This window comes from Streptomyces sp. NPDC056948, assembly GCF_042674225.1.
Lineage (GTDB): Bacteria > Actinomycetota > Actinomycetes > Streptomycetales > Streptomycetaceae > Streptomyces > Streptomyces purpurascens.
The window spans coordinates 1-17792 of sequence record NZ_JBHUQX010000180.1 but is presented as its reverse complement, the minus strand read 5'-3'; the positions used below and the strand labels follow the sequence as shown (position 1 = coordinate 17792).

17 protein-coding genes, 1 tRNA gene and 1 pseudogene are annotated in these 17792 nt (G+C 70.7%); 8 read left to right on the top strand and 11 right to left on the bottom strand.

Annotated features, from left to right (window positions below; genetic code table 11):
- Positions 1–19: 19 nt before the first annotated feature.
- The 4 genes and pseudogenes from ACFTZL_RS23225 to ACFTZL_RS23210 form a co-directional block, all read right to left on the bottom strand.
- Positions 20–631: a DUF305 domain-containing protein gene (locus ACFTZL_RS23225; protein WP_382585975.1), complete on the bottom strand. Its 612-nt coding sequence runs from the start codon at positions 629–631 to the stop codon at positions 20–22.
- 91 nt (positions 632–722) lie between these two features.
- Positions 723–1022, bottom strand: a complete 300-nt coding sequence (locus tag ACFTZL_RS23220; RefSeq protein ID WP_382585981.1) for a DUF6153 family protein — start codon at positions 1020–1022, stop codon at positions 723–725.
- A 504-nt stretch (positions 1023–1526) separates the two neighbouring features.
- Positions 1527–2382 (bottom strand): annotated as a pseudogene (locus ACFTZL_RS23215) (helix-turn-helix domain-containing protein).
- 10 nt (positions 2383–2392) lie between these two features.
- The gene (locus tag ACFTZL_RS23210) at positions 2393–3142 is read right to left on the bottom strand and encodes a DUF6879 family protein (protein ID WP_382585973.1); all 750 of its coding nucleotides are present in this window, start codon (positions 3140–3142) and stop codon (positions 2393–2395) included.
- Between the two features lie 376 nt (positions 3143–3518).
- On the opposite strand from ACFTZL_RS23210, the gene ACFTZL_RS23205 reads away from it, so the two are divergent.
- The 4 genes from ACFTZL_RS23205 (at position 3519) to ACFTZL_RS23190 (ending at position 6261) form a co-directional block, all read left to right on the top strand.
- Positions 3519–4115, top strand: coding sequence for a DUF6415 family natural product biosynthesis protein (locus tag ACFTZL_RS23205; RefSeq protein WP_382585970.1), 597 nt, complete (start codon positions 3519–3521; stop codon positions 4113–4115).
- Positions 4112–4522 carry a hypothetical protein gene (locus ACFTZL_RS23200; protein WP_382585967.1) on the top strand — a complete coding sequence of 137 codons (411 nt, stop codon included), beginning with the start codon at positions 4112–4114 and terminating at the stop codon, positions 4520–4522. The genes ACFTZL_RS23205 and ACFTZL_RS23200 overlap by 4 nt, the downstream gene beginning before the upstream one ends.
- Before the next feature lie 67 nt (positions 4523–4589).
- On the top strand, positions 4590–5129 hold the full coding sequence (locus tag ACFTZL_RS23195) for a class IV adenylate cyclase (RefSeq protein WP_382585964.1): 540 nt from the start codon (positions 4590–4592) through the stop codon (positions 5127–5129).
- Positions 5130–5190: 61 nt separating this feature from the next.
- Positions 5191–6261 (top strand): radical SAM protein, encoded by a 1071-nt coding sequence (locus ACFTZL_RS23190; protein WP_382585961.1) that lies wholly within the window; start codon positions 5191–5193, stop codon positions 6259–6261.
- Positions 6262–6328: 67 nt separating this feature from the next.
- On the opposite strand, the gene ACFTZL_RS23185 is transcribed toward ACFTZL_RS23190, so the two are convergent.
- A complete protein-coding gene (locus ACFTZL_RS23185) occupies positions 6329–6544 on the bottom strand; it encodes a helix-turn-helix domain-containing protein (protein ID WP_382585959.1) in 216 nt (71 codons plus the stop codon).
- A gap of 182 nt (positions 6545–6726) precedes the next feature.
- Positions 6727–6798: transfer RNA gene (locus ACFTZL_RS23180), tRNA-Val, on the bottom strand.
- Between the two features lie 201 nt (positions 6799–6999).
- On the opposite strand from ACFTZL_RS23180, the gene ACFTZL_RS23175 reads away from it, so the two are divergent.
- Entirely contained in the window at positions 7000–7806 is an 807-nt protein-coding gene (locus ACFTZL_RS23175) for a DUF4097 family beta strand repeat-containing protein (RefSeq protein ID WP_382585957.1), read from the top strand.
- A 74-nt stretch (positions 7807–7880) separates the two neighbouring features.
- Complete coding sequence (locus ACFTZL_RS23170) at positions 7881–9296, top strand: hypothetical protein (RefSeq protein ID WP_382585954.1); 1416 nt, start codon at positions 7881–7883, stop codon at positions 9294–9296.
- A 19-nt stretch (positions 9297–9315) separates the two neighbouring features.
- Here ACFTZL_RS23170 and ACFTZL_RS23165 read toward each other — a convergent pair whose 3' ends face one another.
- From ACFTZL_RS23165 to ACFTZL_RS23155, 3 genes are all read right to left on the bottom strand, one after another.
- Complete coding sequence (locus ACFTZL_RS23165; RefSeq protein WP_382585951.1) at positions 9316–10485, bottom strand: amidase domain-containing protein; 1170 nt, start codon at positions 10483–10485, stop codon at positions 9316–9318.
- 92 nt (positions 10486–10577) lie between these two features.
- Entirely contained in the window at positions 10578–11855 is a 1278-nt protein-coding gene (locus ACFTZL_RS23160; RefSeq protein WP_382585948.1) for a hypothetical protein, read from the bottom strand.
- A 57-nt stretch (positions 11856–11912) separates the two neighbouring features.
- Positions 11913–14015, bottom strand: coding sequence for a transglycosylase domain-containing protein (locus tag ACFTZL_RS23155; protein ID WP_382585978.1), 2103 nt, complete (start codon positions 14013–14015; stop codon positions 11913–11915).
- Between the two features lie 253 nt (positions 14016–14268).
- Here ACFTZL_RS23155 and ACFTZL_RS23150 point away from each other — a divergent pair, with 253 nt between their 5' ends.
- Positions 14269–14490, top strand: coding sequence for a zinc ribbon domain-containing protein (locus ACFTZL_RS23150; protein ID WP_382585945.1), 222 nt, complete (start codon positions 14269–14271; stop codon positions 14488–14490).
- 47 nt (positions 14491–14537) lie between these two features.
- Positions 14538–15326 (top strand): DedA family protein, encoded by a 789-nt coding sequence (locus ACFTZL_RS23145; RefSeq protein WP_382585942.1) that lies wholly within the window; start codon positions 14538–14540, stop codon positions 15324–15326.
- On the opposite strand, the gene ACFTZL_RS23140 is transcribed toward ACFTZL_RS23145, so the two are convergent.
- Entirely contained in the window at positions 15247–16056 is an 810-nt protein-coding gene (locus tag ACFTZL_RS23140) for an HAD family hydrolase (RefSeq protein ID WP_382585940.1), read from the bottom strand. The genes ACFTZL_RS23145 and ACFTZL_RS23140 overlap by 80 nt on opposite strands.
- On the bottom strand, positions 16056–17792 hold a 1737-nt coding region (locus ACFTZL_RS23135), incomplete at its 5' end, for a cysteine protease StiP domain-containing protein (protein ID WP_382585937.1). The genes ACFTZL_RS23140 and ACFTZL_RS23135, both read right to left, overlap by 1 nt.

The window sequence follows — 17792 nt, the reverse complement described above, 5'->3', positions numbered from 1 at the left end:
GCCTCGTAGCCGCGGGGCGTCAGCCGCGGCTCTTGCCCAGGAGCTTGTTCATCTCGCCGATCTCGGTGTTCTGCGCGGTGACGATGTCACCGGCCATGGCCTTGGCGGGACCGTAACGGCCCTTGTTCTTCTCGACGGCGGCCATCTTCACGGCACCCTCGTGGTGCTCGACCATCAGGGCCAGGAACTTCGTGTCGAAGGCCTTGCCCTCGGACTTCTCCAGCTCGGCCATGTCCTCGCCGCCCATCATCCCGGGCATGCCGGAGTGGCCCGCGGCGGAGTGGGCCATGGAGTCCGCCGACCCGGGGGCGTCCTCACCCCACTGCTTCAGCCAGCCGGTCATGGTCCTGATCTCCGGGTCCTGGGCCTTCTCGACCCGCGCCGCCAGGTCCTTGACCGCACCGGAGGCGGCCCGGCCGTCGGCCAGCCGCGCCATCTCCAGCGCCTGCCGGTGGTGCGGGATCATGCCCTGCGCGAAGGAGACGTCCTGGGCGTTGTGCGAGGCGGCGCCGTTGTCGGCCCCGCTGTCGCCGCCGTCACCGTCGCCGCCGCACGCGGCGAGGACGAACGTGGCGGCACCGGCCGCCGCCACGAGGGCGGCCCTGCGGGTCAGGGTACGGATGCTGTTCATGCGTGAACTCCTGCTTCTGCGAGGAAAGGGATGTCCGGACACGTCGACGCACCGCACCGGTAGGTGAACCGGCGTGGCGCGTGCGTGGTGTCTAGATCCGCAGAAGCTGGAGTTCGGCGAGGGAGGGCGGGGCACGCGCACCCTCCGCCTCCCCGCCCGCGAACGCCCGTACGACGTCCGCCGCTACGCCCCCGGGGACCGGGTCGGGAACAAGCGGGGGCAACACCGGCCCACCACTCAGTGCCCCCGACGCACAGGTCGCGTCGGCATGATGGACGGACCCGCCACCGCAGTGCGCGTAGGGCGTGGCCTGGGAGTGCGTCTGAGGTGCGTGACTGTCCGACACGTGCATCCCCTGCGGGACAACACCCCCGGGCGCCAGCCCGTGCATCCCCAGCAACCCCGCCAACAGCCCCAGCACACACAGCACACGCCACCGCCGGACGGCTGATCGCGGAGCGCGCTGGACGGGGCTGTTCACGGTGCCCATCGTAGAGAAGCGCCCCGGCAGATATCAGCTCGGGGCGTTTTTCGATGATCCGGTGAGCACGGACGGTTTCGAACGCCACCGACGTCGCGATCGCCCTGGCGAACCTGCGCGCAGCGCACGAGGCAGCTCGACTGGTCGGCGTCGCAGCGCTTCAGCTACAAGGACGTCACGACGAGCGAGGCACAGGGCAAAACGCTCAACGAGGGCGCTGAAGTCGTCCGGCTTCTGCAAGGCCTGACCATGCGTCACCGAATTCGCCCGGCCGCCCAATCCCCACGGCCGGGCATGCCCCAAGGACGTGCCCGTGGTCCGCGGCGGGGCTGAACGCCAGCCGCCGCCAGTAACCCTGAGCTGGGATGTTGCAACGACAACTGGAACGGAAGTCGGGCGGGAGGGGGCCCTTCGTCATGCCCGAACGTTCAACCCGCGCCGGACGCGGTGGATCAAGTTCTGCGCATCAGCGCCGTACACCGCGGACTCCTGCAACGTCCGCCAGACCCGCAGGTAGGAGCCCACGGACTCCGCGTCGTCGAGCCAGATCTCAGCGTGCCAGTCCTCAGCGATGACCAACCGCTCGTCCAGGACCCAGAACCCGTTCGCGGTCGGAATCCTCAGCGACGCACCGAGCGGGACGACACCCAGCTCCACCGTGTCCAGCCCGACCGTCCCCATGAGCCGGTCCAGTTGCGCGGCGAGCACCGCGGGTGGACACACGAGTGCGTGCAGGGCCGCCTCCCACACCAGGGCATGGAAGCGGCGCCCGGGCTCGTACAGCCAGGCCTGGCGCTGCATGCGCGCGCGTACAGCTGCGTCGGTGTCGCGCAGAGTGCCTTGGAGGTCGGCGTACCTGAGGAAGATCGCTCGAGCGTAGTCGGCCGTCTGGAGCATGCCGGGAACGACGGCCTCTTCCCACGCATAGATGGCCCGGGAGCGGTCGACCTCGATGTTCCAGCTGTCCTGTACGGGGCGGTGACCGGCTGCGAGCTGGCGGCGCCACGACCGGATGTGCGATTCGAACCCCCTGGAGCCGGGCGGCGAGTTCCTCGAACGTGTCCGGCTGCCCGACAGCGTCTGCCCACGCCCGGAGATCGTCGCTGGTCGCGGTCTGCCGGCCGCCCTCCAGCTTGTACACCTTGGAGTGCGGCCAGCCGAGCCGCTCGGCCAGCACGGTGCCGGTGAGACGGCCGTCAGGAGCGGACAGACGCAGCTCGCGCAGACGCATCCCGAGCGCCTCCCGTGCCTGCTGATAGTCCGTGCTCACCGGTGTCGGGTCAGCCCTTCATGTCCATCTGTGCCGCGAACTCGTCGTAGGGGACGGAGGCATGCACGGCTGCGTCCCGCACCTGGCAGTAGCGCAGCACCTCGGCAGGCTCCGTGATGATCTCCACGTCGTGGAAGACGTCCTGGTCGTCGAAACGAAGGACGGCGACCAGCCGCGAGTCGAAGAGCCAGAAGTCCTCGGCGGGCAGGTGCACCTGGTCGGCATCCGCACGCCACAGGTTGCGGGCGTCCTCTCCGGTGGCCTCGTTGACGCGGGCATAGCTGAGGAGGAACCTCTGCCCGTCGGTCGGCGGATGGTCGACTACGCGCACGCGGCCGACGTACTTACCGGCGGCAGTCTGCTGGCGGATGTTCTGGCACCAGTCGCTGTCGAGGTCGGACGGGGCCTCGCCGGTCGCCAGGAACTCTTCGAAGCCCAGGTCTTCGCGGTCGGAGGCGTAGCCGCGGCGGGTCTCCAGGTGCCACGCCGAGTGCTCGAACGTCTCGAACAGTCGGCCGAACTCTTCCAAGCCGATCAGCTTGGGCACGCGCTTCATCTCCTTCGGGCCGTGGTTGACGAGCAGCTCGCGGGGCACGACCACCGCGGCGTCGTCCAATCCGAAGTACTGCAACTGGGCCCGGTCCGCAGGATCGGTGAGAGGCCTCCCCTGCACGATGATCTCGCCGCTGTCGATGTCCTCGTGAACTGCGGGGCACCCGCCGTTCTTGCTGTCCGTGCCGTTGAACCGCAGTCGTCGCATGGTTCCTCCACTGCCGGTGACCGGTGTCGTGTTCAGCATCACCACGCTCGGGGCGCCGTACTACGGGCTACACCCCGTTTCGTGCGACCACGCGAGAACATCCGGTCAGCTCCCGAGAACATTCGAGAACATCACATCGCGGCCGTCAACACCGCCTCCGTACGGTCCTGTCCATGGCCGAAGCATCCGCAACGGAAGTCGACCCGTTCGCCGCTACGGAGTCCCTCCGGGCGGTCTTGGACGGGGTCGGCATCGTGTTCCCCTCCCTGACCGTGGACCCGGCCTCGCCGAGTCTCCGCCTCGTGGAACTGGGCCGCGTACCAGCGGACGTGGCCATGCGGCTGGCACGCGCAATCCAGCAAGGGAGCCCCATGACATGAGCGCGAAGCTACAGACCTCCCCAGACACCACTGCACTGGCCCCGCCGGACCTCGCGACGATGCGCGAGACGGCCCACCGCGTGCTTGGCCCAGACAGTGCACCCGACGCCGTGCCACCAGCTGGTGAGGAGCTGGACACGCTCACCGCCGCGCTACGCGGTCACATCGAGTTGCTCGCGCCTGAGGTCGAGCGGGCAGCCGGACAACTGCCGGAGAATGCCCCGACCCGATCCAGCGCCCTGGCCTGTGTCGGCGAGGCCTCCGGCAAGCTCCGCGCCCCCGAACTCAGCTCTGCCCCGCTGAGCGGCACCGTGATGTACGCCCGGCGACTCGCGCGCGTCCTGGCCGCCCTCTGCGACCACTACGAGATCGTCAGCGCGGGGATCGAAGTGACGTCCATGCAGAGGGCGTTCGTGCGCCTGGCGGACCACTGCCTGGGGTGCGCAACGTGCCGGGCCGTGGGCGACAAGGGCTGGAACGCAGGACTCCCCTGCGAGGAAGAGAGCAGGCTGTACGAGGTATACCGGGCAGCACGCGCCCGCGCCTCCGCAGCTCGGCTCGCTCGCCGCCACGCAGCGGGAGTCCCAGCGTGACCACTACCGAGGCGGAACCCGAGGACCAGACGACGTCCGACGCCGAGTTCCAGAGGCTCGGCGCGCAGCTGGTGCGCACGGCGAAGTCGCCGCTCGCCAAGGCCGCCGTCCAGGCGCTCGTCGAGGAGAGGACCATCCTCGAGGTCCCCGCCGTCCGGCACGCCCTGATCGACGACACCGGCCGCAACGCGAAGGCCGACTTCGACGGGTTGCTGGGCCTCCAGTACGCCCTGGGCCTGGACGAGCAGCAGCGCTCGTTTCTCGGCCTGGTCCTGTCGATGGTCGGCATCGGTATGACCACCATCGCGGCCGTGCGGGACCTGGACGACCGCTGCCTGCCGATCATCCTCCGGGCCATCCTGCGACTCGCGGACAACGACACCATCGCCGTCGGCACCCGGCTGTGAACTCCCGGCGCGCCCTTACGCCGCACGGTCGTTGAGACACCAGCAGCACCCAGCGATCGGAGACCCCATGGCAGGCATTGAGTTTGAAGCAAAGGCCCTCGACATCGACCCCGCGAAAATGGCGCGGCTCATCACCGAGGCCGGCGGCACCTGCGCGACCGAGACTCGCCTCATGCGGCGGTATGTGTACGACACCGTCCCCGCCGTCCCCGGCCGCTGGGTGCGGCTACGCGATACGGGAAGCGGCGTCACCCTGTGCGTGAAGCAGATCACCACGGACGCCGTCGGCGGGACCCACGAGACCGAAGTGACCGTCGACAGCTTCGAGGAAGCCGCCGCGCTACTGCGGCTCACCGGCCTGACGCCGCGCAGCTACCAGGAGAACCGGCGCACCTCCTACACCCTCGGCGCCGCCCGCCTCGAGGTCGACGAGTGGCCGCGCATCCCGCCGTACCTGGAAATCGAGGCCGACGAGGAAGCCCAGGTGTGGACGGCCGCTGCCGCGCTGGGCCTCGACCCCGACCAGCTCACCTCGATGAACACCACCAAGGTCTACGGCCTGTACGGCATCGACCTGGACTCCATCGCCGATCTGCGCTTCGAGTAGGCCGGCGCCTGCTACTCCGGCCGGGGCACCGCGCCCCGGCCCGCCCGCAGAGGGGGGCACCATGCACGACCTGAGCGACGTGCCGGTGGAAGTGAAACCGGACCGCACCCTGCGCGTGAAAATCATCGACGCGTGCGGCCTCGCCTGCTCGTTCTGCCACAACGAGGGAACACCCGTCGCCGCACCGGGCAACACCGGTCGCGTCTCCATCTACCTCCGCACCAACGGCGCCGACTTCTTGCCCGGCCGGATCGCCGCCGACGCAGACTTCGCCCTGGCCCTCGCCGCCATTCGCGGCAGCCTCCCGACGAGCGAAGTGCACTTCACCGGCGGTGAGCCGACCCTGCACCCCGACCTGCCCGGCCTGATCACCATCGCCCGGCGCCTCGGACTCACGGTCGGACTCACCTCGAACGGCGAGAACGGCGCCGCGGTCCTGCCCGCCGCCGCGGCAGCCGGCCTGGACCGCATCAACCTGTCGGTGTTCGGCACGACTCCGGCCGAACTCGCCGCTGTGCAGGCGCCGCGTCTCGCCTCGCCGAAGCTCGCCGAGCGCAAGCTGGCCGCCCTCGACGCAACGATCAAGACCGCGACAGCGCACGGCATAAAGGTCTCCGCCAACATCGTGATCCTCGACCGCGGCCACGTCGACCGCGTGCTCCGCATCATCGAGCGACACGGCCGCTCCGTCGTGGTCCGCATGCTCGTGTCGCTGGAGGACGGGGGCGCATCGCTGGCCGCCATGCGGGATGTCGTCGACCACCTGGGCGCTGTGCCGGTCCGACGCATCATCACGGCAGGGGCGTCCGATCAGCGGGTGCGGTACCGCATGCCGGACGGGCGCACGCTGTACGCGAAGAGCATCCGGCCCGTGCGCCTGCCCGAGACGTGCGCCGACTGCCGGTTCGACAACCCGGACGACTGCCAGGAGGGGTACTACGGGGTCCGGTTGTACCGCGCTGCGGACGGCCCGTTCATGGTCGGTGTGTGCATCCAGCGCATGGACCTGTGTCTGCCGCTCGGCGAGTTCGTGATGAGTCAGCGCTGCCGCGAGGTAGCGGTCTTCCGCGACGACGAGGCAGCGCGGCTGACCCGGCGGCACGCTGCGCCAGCAACAAGCGACCCCAGGTGAACGTCCGCTGGCGCCTCCGAGGCCGGCCGGACCGCCCTGTCATCCCCCGCCCGGGGCGGCGGGCTGCTCAACGCACGAGGTCGGCGAGCGGAACGTTGAGGCTCGGGGCACGCTGGGCCGTCTCGTACCGGTGGATCGTCTTGTGGTCGAGGCCGACGCGCTCCCCTAACTGGAGCTGAGAAAGGCCCGCACGCCGGCGGACCTCACGGATGCGGTCCCCGGTAACCCGGCAGCGGGCGTGTACCCAGTCGGGCTTGGGGTCGAGTGGCACCCCCCAGTGCATACGCCGACGCCGGCATGCCCGGAGTGGGCAGGATGACGCGCGGGTGTACCTGTGTCCGCCCGCGGCCGGTCATCCTCTGCTCTGATGATCGTTTGGGGATGCGGACTCTTTGTGGACTCCGATCACAGAGGAGGCCCCCCAGGATGATCCCTGGAGGGCCTCTGACCTGCTATCTAATCCGGTGGGCGCGGACGGTTTCGAACCGCCGACATCCTGCTTGTAAGGCAGGCGCTCTACCCCTGAGCTACGCACCCGGCTCCCAGGCCACACGCCCAGGACGAGTCGACAGCCTACATTGCCCGGGGCGCGGACCGGCAATTCTGTTTCCCCGGGGCGGTCCGGGGGTTATCCCCCCTTCGGATCCGGGAGTGGCCCGGATCCCCCGGCGGGCCCCGGGTCCATACGGTCGTAGAGCGCTCAGGGAGCGCCCGTCGTCCGCCCAGGGGGAGATCGCCATGGCCCGCACCATCCGCACCACCGGCACCACGCGCACCACCCGCTCCGCTTCCGTCCGCGCGATCGCCGTCGCCGGTGCCGTGGGCGTTCTCGTCGCGGGGCTCAGCGCCTGCGGGGCGTCCGCCGGGGACGACACCGACCCCGACCACCGGTCCTTCGATCTCCAGGGCCGCACCCTGACCCTCGACTCCGACGACTCCGCCCTCGAGATCGTCGCCGCCGACCGGAACCCGGAGGGCAAGATCGAGGTCACCCGGTGGTTCCAGGGCTCGGTCGTCGTCGGCAAGGAGCCCAAGGTCACCTGGTCGATGCGGGACGACCGGCTGGTGCTGCGGCTGAAGTGCTCCGGCGTCGTTGCGGACTGCGCGGCCAAGCACCGCATCGAGGTGCCCCGCGGCATCACCGTGAAGGTCCAGGACGGCGACGGCAGCGTGCGGGCCCGGGGCTTCCGGGACCCGCTGAGCATTCGTACGGGCGACGGCTCCGTACGCGTCACCGACACCACCGGGCCCCTGGAGCTGCGCACCGGCGACGGATCCATCCGCGCGGAGGTCTCCTCCCGTGACATCCGCACCCACACCGGCGACGGCTCGGCCCGCCTCGAACTCGGCGTCGTGCCGGACCGCGTGGAATCCCGCAGCGGCGACGGTTCCGTGATCATCGCGCTGCCCGAGGCGACGTACCGCGTGACCACCAAGACGGGCGACGGCGGGGCGGATGTGTCCGTGCCCCGCGACGAGAGCAGCTCCCATGTGGTGTCCGCCCGGACCGGCGACGGCAATGTGACGGTCCGAACAGCGAACTGACCGGCCCGTGTGTTCGTCCTCAACCGGTGGGAGAATGACACCGGGCAGGGTGGACAACAGCACGGGAGAGGGATGTGACGGCGACACCAGGGCAGCCGGACTCGCCGTCGGTGCCGCGCGCGCACGGCCCGCGCCGCCCCATCCGTCACCCCGTCCCCCGCATCCCGGGCCGTCCGCTGCGGGACGCGCTCACCCTGATGGCGCTGCCGCTGGTGGCCGCGCTGGCGCTGCCCGCCGCCTTCGCGGGCGGGGGCACCCGGCGCTGGTTCGGCGGTCGTGCCGAGAGCCAGCGGGCCGAGGCCCAGGCCGCGAAGGACGCCGCGGCCGCCGCCTTCTACGAGCTGGACACCGCCCAGCGCGACCTGCGCATCTCGATAGAGACGATCAACGCTGTCGACGACTCCCCCGCCGCCCGGCGCGCCGTCGCCGATTTCGACGCCCTCGGCAGCCGCATCGACGAGGTCAGCCACGGGTACATCAACGCCGTCGACGCCCACGACCTCGACCGCGACGACCTGGAGGCCTCGGCCGCCTCCCGCGCCCGCACCGAGCTGACCGCCGCCAAGGAGGAGCTGGACCGGGTCAAGCAGGAACTGGACCGGTTCGCCGACGGCCTCGGCCCCCTGCTCGGCAAGGCCGAGACCCAGCTCGCCCGCCTCGCCCCCGCCGTCGAGCGCGCCCGTCAGGCCCTGCTCGGCGCCTCCAACGCCCTCGACGCCGTACGAGCGTCGAACTTGAAGGCGGACGACCTCGCCGCCCGGCTCGCCGTCCTCTCCCCGGAGCTGACCAAGCTGAACCAGGGCGCCGGCCGGCACGGCGTGCCGGAGACCCTGGAGCGGGCCGAGCGGGTCACCCGCGAGGCCGAGGCGATCCGCGTGGAGGCCGAGCGGCTGCCGGACCGCGCCGCCGAGATCGACCACCGGCTCGTCTCCCTGCGCACCCGCGCCCAGGCCCTCACCACCCGCTCCGAGCAGGTGGACCCGATCCTGAGCGAACTCCGCCGCCGCTTCACCGCGGCCTGCTGGCAGGACCTCCAGCGCGTCCCCGACGACGCCGCCGAGCACGTCCGCCAGGCCGAGACCAAGCTGGCCGAGGCCCGGTCCGCCCGCGCCGAGCAGCGCTGGGCCGACGCGACGGCCCTGCTGTCGACCGTACGGGCCCTGCTGAACAGCACGGACGAGGCCGTCTCGGCCGCCGGCGACCGCCTGCACCGCCTGAACGCGGTGCAGAAGGACCCCCAGCAGGAGATCGAGCGCACCCGCTTCGCCATCCGCGACGCCCAGCGCCTCGCCATGGCCGGCCGCAACACCCCCGACCCGCAGGACGCCCGCCCCCTGGACGACGCCGTGTCCCGCCTGGACCGTGCCATCGCCACGCTCGACGGCCGCCACCCCGACTACTGGCACTTCCTCACGGAGACGGAGGCGGTACGCCGGGCCGTGGCCCGCGTGGTCTCCCGGATCCGCGAGGAGCGAGGGACCGGGCACTGAGCCCGGCCCCCGCCCGGTCTCAGGTGCGATAGGCGTAGTAGTACGCGTTCGGGTCCGACGCGACGAGGCTCGCCACCGACCTGCGGAGGGTGTTGGTGGAGTGGTAGGTCACGTAGGGCACGCCGCCGCTCTTGGACGTGACGATCATCGTGTGGTCCTTGGACCCGTCCCGGTTGAAGTCCATCTGGAGGACGTCACCGACCTCGAGCTGGTAGACGTTGGCGAGCGGCTTGGTCCGCTTGGAGTTCTGGGCGAACCAGGACCACTCGTTGACGCCGACGAACGAGTCCGACTGGATGTCGGCGTTCCCGAACCACTTGGTGTAGTCGTAGACATAGCCGGGGACGTGCTTCCAGCCGCCCGACTTGAGGGACTGGCTGACGAAGTTGGTGCAGTCGCCGCCCGCGCCGTGGCCGCTGAAGTCCGGGTAGTCCTTGTTGTAGACGTTCCAGTGCTTCTCGGCATAGGCCGCCATGGCCTTGTAGTCGTACGTCGTGCCGGTCTTCGGGACGGCGGCCGGGTTGCGGGTGGTCGCCGCGCGCGGGGCGTTCGGCATGGTGTCCTCGGCGGTGGTCGCCTTGACGGGGGCCGGCTTGGAGAGCGTGTTCACCGCGAGACCGCCCTGGCCGGTGTCGCGGATGCCGGTGAGCTGCCAGTCGCCCTGTCGATCGGCCTTGAAGGTCAGCTCGTGCCGGGCCTGGAAGCCGGTGGTCTTCGGCGCGTCACCACGGACCTGGGCGTACGTCAGGGTCGTGGTCTCGGTGACCGCCGCCTCGGCCGTACGGCCCGTCACTCGCGTGGCGTCCAGGGTGACGGTGGTGCGGGCCTTGCCGTACGTCTCGCCCGCCTTCGCCAGGCTCTCCTTGCGCTGCCCCAGCGCGGACAGGGTGGCGTCCTCGGAGCGGGCCGTACCGGAAGACAGCTTGACGTCACCGGAGAAGCCGTCGGTCAGCGGCTTCTCCTGATCAGCCTGCCCACCGTCGACCAGGGCGTTGGTGCGATCGGTGAAGACCGCGTCCGCCAGCCGCTGGAAGGTGGCCTTGGTGCGCGCGTCCACCGACGGGTCGTCCAGGACCGCCGCGCCGGCGCTCCAGTTGGGCAGCAGGGCGACTCCGGCGACGACCGAGGTCGCCGCGGCCCCGAGTATCGTGACGCGGCGTCGGGTCCCGTTCAACTTCCTTGATTTCACTGGTGATTTCCCCTCTTGCCCCGGCCAAGGGTTGCCGGGGGGAGGAGATCTTCGCATGAGGTGTGTGGTTATTGTGAAGAGGGTTGCTCCTGTTACTTCACGACGGTCGACCAGTCAGGCGACTGCGCCGGGTCCAGGCCGCGCAGCCGTCGCAGCGTCTCGGGCTTCTGCACGTCGAGCCAGTCGGCCAGCTCCCTGAAGGACACGCACTTGACGTCCTTCTTCGTGCACACGCTCTTGATGACCTCGTCGACGGCCCTCATGTAGATGCCGCCGTTCCAGTCCTCGAAGTGGTTGCCGATGAACAGCGGGGCGCGGCTGCCGTAGTACACGCGGTTGAAGCCGGACATGTAGGAGGCGACGGTCTGCTGTTCCCATTGGGGGTAGTTCGCCGGGTCGCCCTCGGTCTCGCCCTCGGACTGGTTGTAGAGGAAGTTGAAGTCCATCGACAGGCCCTGGTACTTACCGCCCTCGTACGGGAGCATCTGCAGCGGGAAGTCCCAGATGCCGTTCTTCTTGCCGGGCCATATCTGGAAGTCGCCCGCGGAGCTGGCGTCGTAGCGCCAGTCATAGCCCTCGGCGGCCTTCAGCAGGTTCTTCTGGCCCTCCAGGCAGGGCGCACGGCCGCCGGTGACCTCCTTCCTGATGTCGAACGGCAGCGGGTCGACCTCCTGGAAGCCGGTGTTGGTCTTCCACTTCTCGACGAACGCGTAGAACTGGTCGATCTCGCTCTTCCACTCCGCGACGCTCCAGTCGCCGCCGCCCTTCTTGCCGCAGAAGTGGCCGTTGAAGTGGGTGCCGATCTCGTTCCCGTCCTGCCACGCCTCGCCGAGCTGCTCCAGCGTGGTGCGGATGTGCTCGTCGGTGGCGTAGCTGATCGCCGCCGAGCCCTTGGCGTGCTGGGGCGGTGAGTAGAGGTCCTTCTTGCTCTTGGGCAGCAGGTAGATGCCCGTGAGGAAGAAGGTCATGTGGGCGTCGTACTCCTCGGCCAGCTCCCGGTAGTGCGAGAAGAGCCCGTCGTCGCCCTGCAGCGCGCCGTCCCAGGAGAAGACCACGAATTGGGGCGGCTTCTCGCCCGGTGCCAGCGGCACCGGCTTCCGCTGCCCCTTCTGCGGGCCGGTGTAGGAGGTGGAGCCGTCCCCGAGGACCTTCGTCCTGCCGTCCCACCGGGGTTCCTGGTCCGGCCTGGCGGGGGCTTCCTTGCGGCCGCCGGAGGAGGCGGTCGGGGTGGTGGTGTCGGAACGGGTGAGGACCAGATAGCCCCCGACCAGGGACGCGACGACCAGCAGGGCCGCCAGGGTCAGTATCCCCGGGGGTGTGGTGCGTCGGGGTGCGCGGGGTCGGCGGCGGCGGCCGGACGGTGACTTCATGCGCGGCTCATTCTGCGAGGGGGGTGGGGGGTGGGGGTGCGGTACCGGGCTCGGGGGTCAGCCGAGACCCCGGGCACCGGACCAGATGGTGTACGGGACGCTGTCGCCGGAGGTGCCCGCGATCCCGCTCAACGGCAGTGGTTCGAGGCTCTTGCCGAGGTCGATGCGGTAGGCCACGACGGCCGTGGACACGGAGGTGGCCGTGCCGACGTACCAGGCCGCGGTGTCGTTCTGCACGGTGCCGGCCTTCCCGGCCGCCTCGACGGCCGTGTCCGCCCCGGGGTGGGCGGTGCGGAAGGCGTCCGTGAGGGCGGACTGGACGGCCTCGGCCACGCTCGCCTTCACCGCACGGCGGGACGCGGGCTTCGCCAGCGTGACCTCGGAGCCGTTGCGGGTGATCCGGGCCACCGAGTACGGCTCGACATGCGTGCCGGCGGCGGCGAACGTGGCGTAACCGCTCGCCATACGGATCGCGCTGGGCGTGGCGCTGCCCAGGGACATCGCGGGCACCTGCGGGCCGAAGCTGGAGGAGAGCAGGCCCGCCGCCTGAGCGGTGTCCCGCACGGCGTCCAGGCCGGTGTCCATGCCGAGCTGCATGAACGGCGTGTTCACCGACAGGGCGAGCGCCCGGCTCAGGCTGATCCGCCCGTAGGACCTCCTGCCGTCGTTGTGGGCGGTGACCTGCTTGCCGCCGCGGTCCCAGTAGGGCCCCTCGGGTGTCCTGACGGGGATGCCGTCGTCCCCGTCGTACAGCGTCTGCGGGGTGACCTCGGTCGCGGCGCCGTCACGGGTCTTGTGCACGCCCTTCTCCAGGGCGGCGGCGTAGACGAACGGCAGGAAGGCCGAACCGGCGGGCACGGTGGTCGCGTTCGACTCGTTGTAACCCTGCGTACGGTGGTCGGGGCCGCCGTGGACGGCGAGGATCCGCCCGTCGGTGGCCACCGAGGCGGCGCCGAAGTGCAAGGACTTCGCCTTGGCCGCGTCGGCCTTCCGTGCCCGCTCGCGGGCCTGGGCCACGGCGTCGGTGAGCGCGGTCTCCTGCTTGCGGTCGAAGGTCGTGTAGATCTGGTAGCCGCCGAGGTCGAACTCCTTGGCCGAGATGTGCGCGGCCTTCTTGGCGTACTGGGCGGCCAGCTCCACGAGGTAGTCGCTCTGCTTGCCGGTGTCGTACCCCGGCACCCGCTTCAGCGGCTCGGGGAACTTCGTGTACCGGGCCCGCTCGGACTTCGACAGCGTGCCGTTCTCGACCATGCGGTCGAGGATCCATGACCAACGCTCCACCGCCCGGGCGTGGTTGGCCTTGCTCAGAGCCGGGTCGTAGAGCGCCGCGCCCTTGAGGAGGGAGGCGAGGAAGGCGGCCTCGCCGGCGTCGAGTTCGCCGACGTCCTTGCCGTAGTAGGCCTGGGCGGCCCGCTGGATGCCGTAGGTGCCGCGGCCGAACCAGCTCGTGTTGAGGTAGCCCTCGAGGATGTCGTCCTTGCTCATCCCGTTGTCGAGCTTGAGGGCGAGCATGGCCTCGGTGAACTTGCGGCCGACCGAGCGGTCCTGGTTGAGGTAGACGTTCTTGACGTACTGCTGGGTGATGGTGGAGCCGCCCTGGGTGTCTCCCTGGCCGACGGTGCGCCACAGGGCGCGGGTGAGGCCGCTGAAGGAGATGCCGGGGTCGCTGTAGAAGCTCGCGTTCTCCGCCGCCAGCACCGCGTCGCGGACGTCCCCGGGGATGTCCTTGAGCGGCATCGCCTGCCGCCGCACCCAGCCGGTGCGCGCCATGGGCGTCCCGTCGGACCAGAAGTAGACGTTGTCCTGCTGGGTGGCGTACGAGTTGAGGTTCTCCGGGATGTCGGTGGCGGCGTAGGCGACACCCAGGAAACCGACGGCCAGGCCGGTGAACGTCAGCGCGGCGCCGAGCCACTGCCGCCAGGAGGGCGCCCAGCGACGCCAGCCGGTGCGGTCGGCGTGCGGGTACCGGGGCGCGACGCGGGCGACGAGTGGGATCAGCCGGGGGCCCGCGGCGGCCCGGAGACGGGCCAGGAGGGAAGGCCGGGGGGCCCTGCGCCGACGGCGCGATGCCCCCGGTCCGCTCCCGCCCGAGGGCGTACGCGATCGCACGGCCTCATCCACATATTCCGCATATAAAGAAGTGGGAGCCTTCAACTGCATGGTCTCGTCCGGCTTCCACTCAGCCTTGGTCACGGCTGCGTCTCCCCTCCCCGCTCATGGTGGTGCTCGCGCGGAAGGGCATGGCTGCCGCGGTCAACGGCAGCGCGCCCCACATTCCCCCGGCCTCACGGCCCCTCGCGACGATCGCAAGTTACCAGCGGCCTTTACAAGTTCTCCACACTGGTTCGGGCAAGAACGATCTAAAGGAATCCCGAAGGACGGTATTTCCGTTGCCTGGGATTAATCTGTCCCCATGCCTCGCTACGAGTACCGCTGCCGGACCTGCGGCGACACCTTCGAACTGAGCCGTCCCATGGCGGAGTCCTCCGCCCCCGCGGCGTGCCCGTCGGGTCACGACGACACGGTGAAGCTCCTTTCCACGGTCGCGGTGGCCGGCTCGGCCGCCGCCCCGGCACCGGCACCCCGCGCGGGCGGTGGCGGCGGCGGTTGCTGCGGCGGGGGCTGCTGCGGCTGACCCGTTTCCTCAGGTGTCCTTCAGCTTCGGTTCCCTAGCGTGGCGGCATGACAGCCATCGCAGCCGCCGCGGACGCCGGACCGCAGTGGGTCAACGACCTGATGGACGCGCTGGGCGCGCCGGGTGCCGGTCTCGCCATCGCCCTGGAGAACCTGTTCCCGCCGCTGCCCAGCGAGGTGATCCTCCCCCTCGCCGGGTTCGCCGCGAGCAGCGGGCGGATGAGCCTGCTCGCCGTCCTGCTGTGGACGACGGCCGGCTCGGTGATCGGCGCGCTCGCGCTGTACGGGGTCGGTGCGCTGCTCGGCCGTGACCGGACGGTGGCGGTGGCGGCCCGGCTGCCGCTGGTGAAGGTCGCGGACATCGAGAAGACGGAGGCCTGGTTCCTCAAGCACGGCACGAAGGCCGTGTTCTTCGGCCGGATGATCCCGATCTTCCGCAGCCTGATCTCCGTACCGGCGGGTGTCGAGCGCATGCGGCTTCCGGTGTTCCTGGGCCTGACCACCCTCGGCAGCGCGATCTGGAACACGGTGTTCGTGCTCGCGGGCTACCTGCTGGGCGCGAACTGGCACCAGGTCACGGACATCGTCTCCACCTACTCCAAGGTGGTCCTCGCCGTGGCCGCCGTGGCGGTGGCGGCGTTCATCGCGGTACGGCTGCTACGACGCCCCCAGGTGAAGCGCCCTGAAGGGGCGCGGGGAACTGCGCGAACGGCCACGACAACGCCGCACCCGCACGACGACCAGCCCACCCGAGCTCTCAGGCGCCCCGCACTGCCCCCAGAAACTCCCGCAGGATCCGCTCCCCGGCGAGAACGCCCCGTTCGGGAAGCACCCTGATCGAGGGAGCCGTGAAACCGGTGTCGGCCAGCTCCCCGTGGCCCGGGCGCCAGCCCTGGTCCGCCGCGAGGAGCAGGTCCGCGTCGAGCAGCGAGTCGCCCGCCGCGAGGGTGAGTTCGGCACCGGTCCGCCGGGCGACCTCACCCAGCGCCGCGCTCTTGGTGAGCGGCTTGGGCACCGCGTAGATCTTGCGGCCCTGGAGGGACACGGTCCAGCCGCGGTTCTCGGCCCACACCGCGAGTTCCTTCACCCAGTCCTCGTCGAGCAGTTCCCGCTCGACGACGAGGTAGGCGAAGAGGTCGTCGGCGACGCGGTGCTTGCGCACCCAGACCGGGTCGGCGGCCCTCAGCAGGTGTTCCTGCACCTCGGCGAGGGGGGCGCACTGGTCGGCCAGCCGTGCGGTCACCCGGGCGTGCCAGTCGAGGTCGGAGACCCCGTCCACCAGGAGGTGGCCGCCGTTCGCGCAGATCGCGTACTCGGGCGCGGGGCCCGGCAGGTTGATGCGCTGGTACTGCTTGCGCGTCCGGGTCGTCGTCGGCACGAACACGGCCGCGTCGCCCAGGTCGGTGAGGAGCTGGGCCGCCGTCTCCGTCATGTACGACAGCGGCTTGCTCTCGTGCACCTCCACGCACAGCAGCCGGGGCGCCCGGGCGTCCGGCATGGTCAGCGCCAGGGCGGCGGCGGAGTAGATCAGCGTGCGATCGAGGTCGCTCGCGACGAGTGCGGGCATCAGACCGACACCGCCTTGCCGTCGGCGCCGGTCGCGCCCCGGGTGTACTTGGGGTGGATCAACCCGACGCAGGTGTAGGGCAGTTCGGCGGCCTCCTCGACGGGCACGCCGCGTTGCTCGGCCAGCAGGCGTACATGGTCGAGGTCGCTGCCCGCTCCGGCACGGGCCAGGATCTTCCAGGGCACACGGCGCAGCAGCACCCGGGTGGTCTCGCCGACGCCGGGCTTGACGAGGTTCACGTCCTGGATGCCGTACTCCTCACAGATGCGCTCGACGGCGGCCCAGCCCTCCCAGGTGGGCGAGCGGTCGGCGGCGAGCAGTTCCTTGGCCTGGGCGCAGGCCGCGTCCTCGACCTCGGGGAAACGGGCGGACACGGCGTCCAGGAAAGCCACCGAGACGTCGGTGCCGGCGAGTTCGCGGTAGAACTTCGCGCCGTGGAAGTCGTGCGGACCGACCAGGTCCGCCCGCAGCACGGTCCGCGAGATCAGGCCGGACACGGTGGAGTTGAGACAGGCGGAGGGAATGAGGAAGTCCTCGCGGGTGCCATAGGTCCGTACGCAGGAGCCCGGGTCGGCCAGGACCGCGATCTCGGGGCTGAACCCGGTGATGCCGTCGGACTTCTCGAACTCCTCCAGGGCCTGGGCGAGTTCGCGGGTGATGGCGCCCTTGCCGGTCCAGCCGTCGACGAAGACGACGTCCCGCGGGTCGTGGTGCGCGGCGAGCCAGCGCAGCGCGTTGGCGTCGATGCCCCGGCCGCGGACGATCGACACGGCGTAGTGCGGCAGGTCGAGGCCGTGCCGGTGCTGGGCCCAGCGGCGCATGAGGATGCCGACGGGGGTTCCCGCACGGGCCAGGGAGACCAGGACGGGACGCGGACCGCGTTCGGCGAGGACCGTCTCCGTGACCACGCCGGTCGCCTGGGCGATACGGGCCGCCGAGTCGTCCAGCGCGGCGTGGAACAGCTCCTGGTACCGCTCGCTGGGCTGGTACTCCACGGGCAGCGACTCCGCATAGTGCGCGCCGCCGCTCTGGATGGCCTCCTCGCGCTCCTCGGTCGGCGCCTCCAGCGTCACGTCCGAGAGGTCCTGGAGCAGCCAGCCGACCTCCTCGGGCGCGTACGAGGAGAAGGCGGGGCCGCGCAGGGGCTCGGGCAGCATGGAGGGCCTTTCAGGGGCGTACGACGGTATGACAGCGAGCAGGACCCGCGGCGTGTGCGCGGCGAGCCGGGCCAGGAGACCGTCGGGCGCGTGCAGCGCGGGGGTGTCACCGGCCGAGTCGACCACCGCGACGACGGCGTCGAATCCGGCACCGGCGACGTTGTAGGCGTACCGCTCGCCGGGGCCGTCGGCGGGGTCGTCGTGGGCGGGGAAGGCGAGGCGGGTGCGTATCGCGTAGCCCGGGTCGTCGACGGCCAGGACGGGTGAGCGGGTGGTGGTCGAGTAACGGACCTCGACGTCGGCGGTCCGCTCCAGCGCGTGGGCGAGCCTGAGGGGGGCGTACATCAGCTCTTCGAAGCCGAGGATGTGCACGCGGCGGGCGTTGTGAGGCAGAGCCTCGGCGATCCTGGCCGCCATCGCAGGCAGGGCGGCCTCCAGCCGGGCGCGGTGAGCGGGCGTGAACCCGTGCCGGGCGCCGTCCGGCAGGTCGGCGGGCCAGTGCAGGTCTATTTCTGTGAGCTGGTCGTCCGGGTGCGGGCCGGTGGGGGTTGTTCGCGCAGTTCCCCGCGCCCCTTGAGG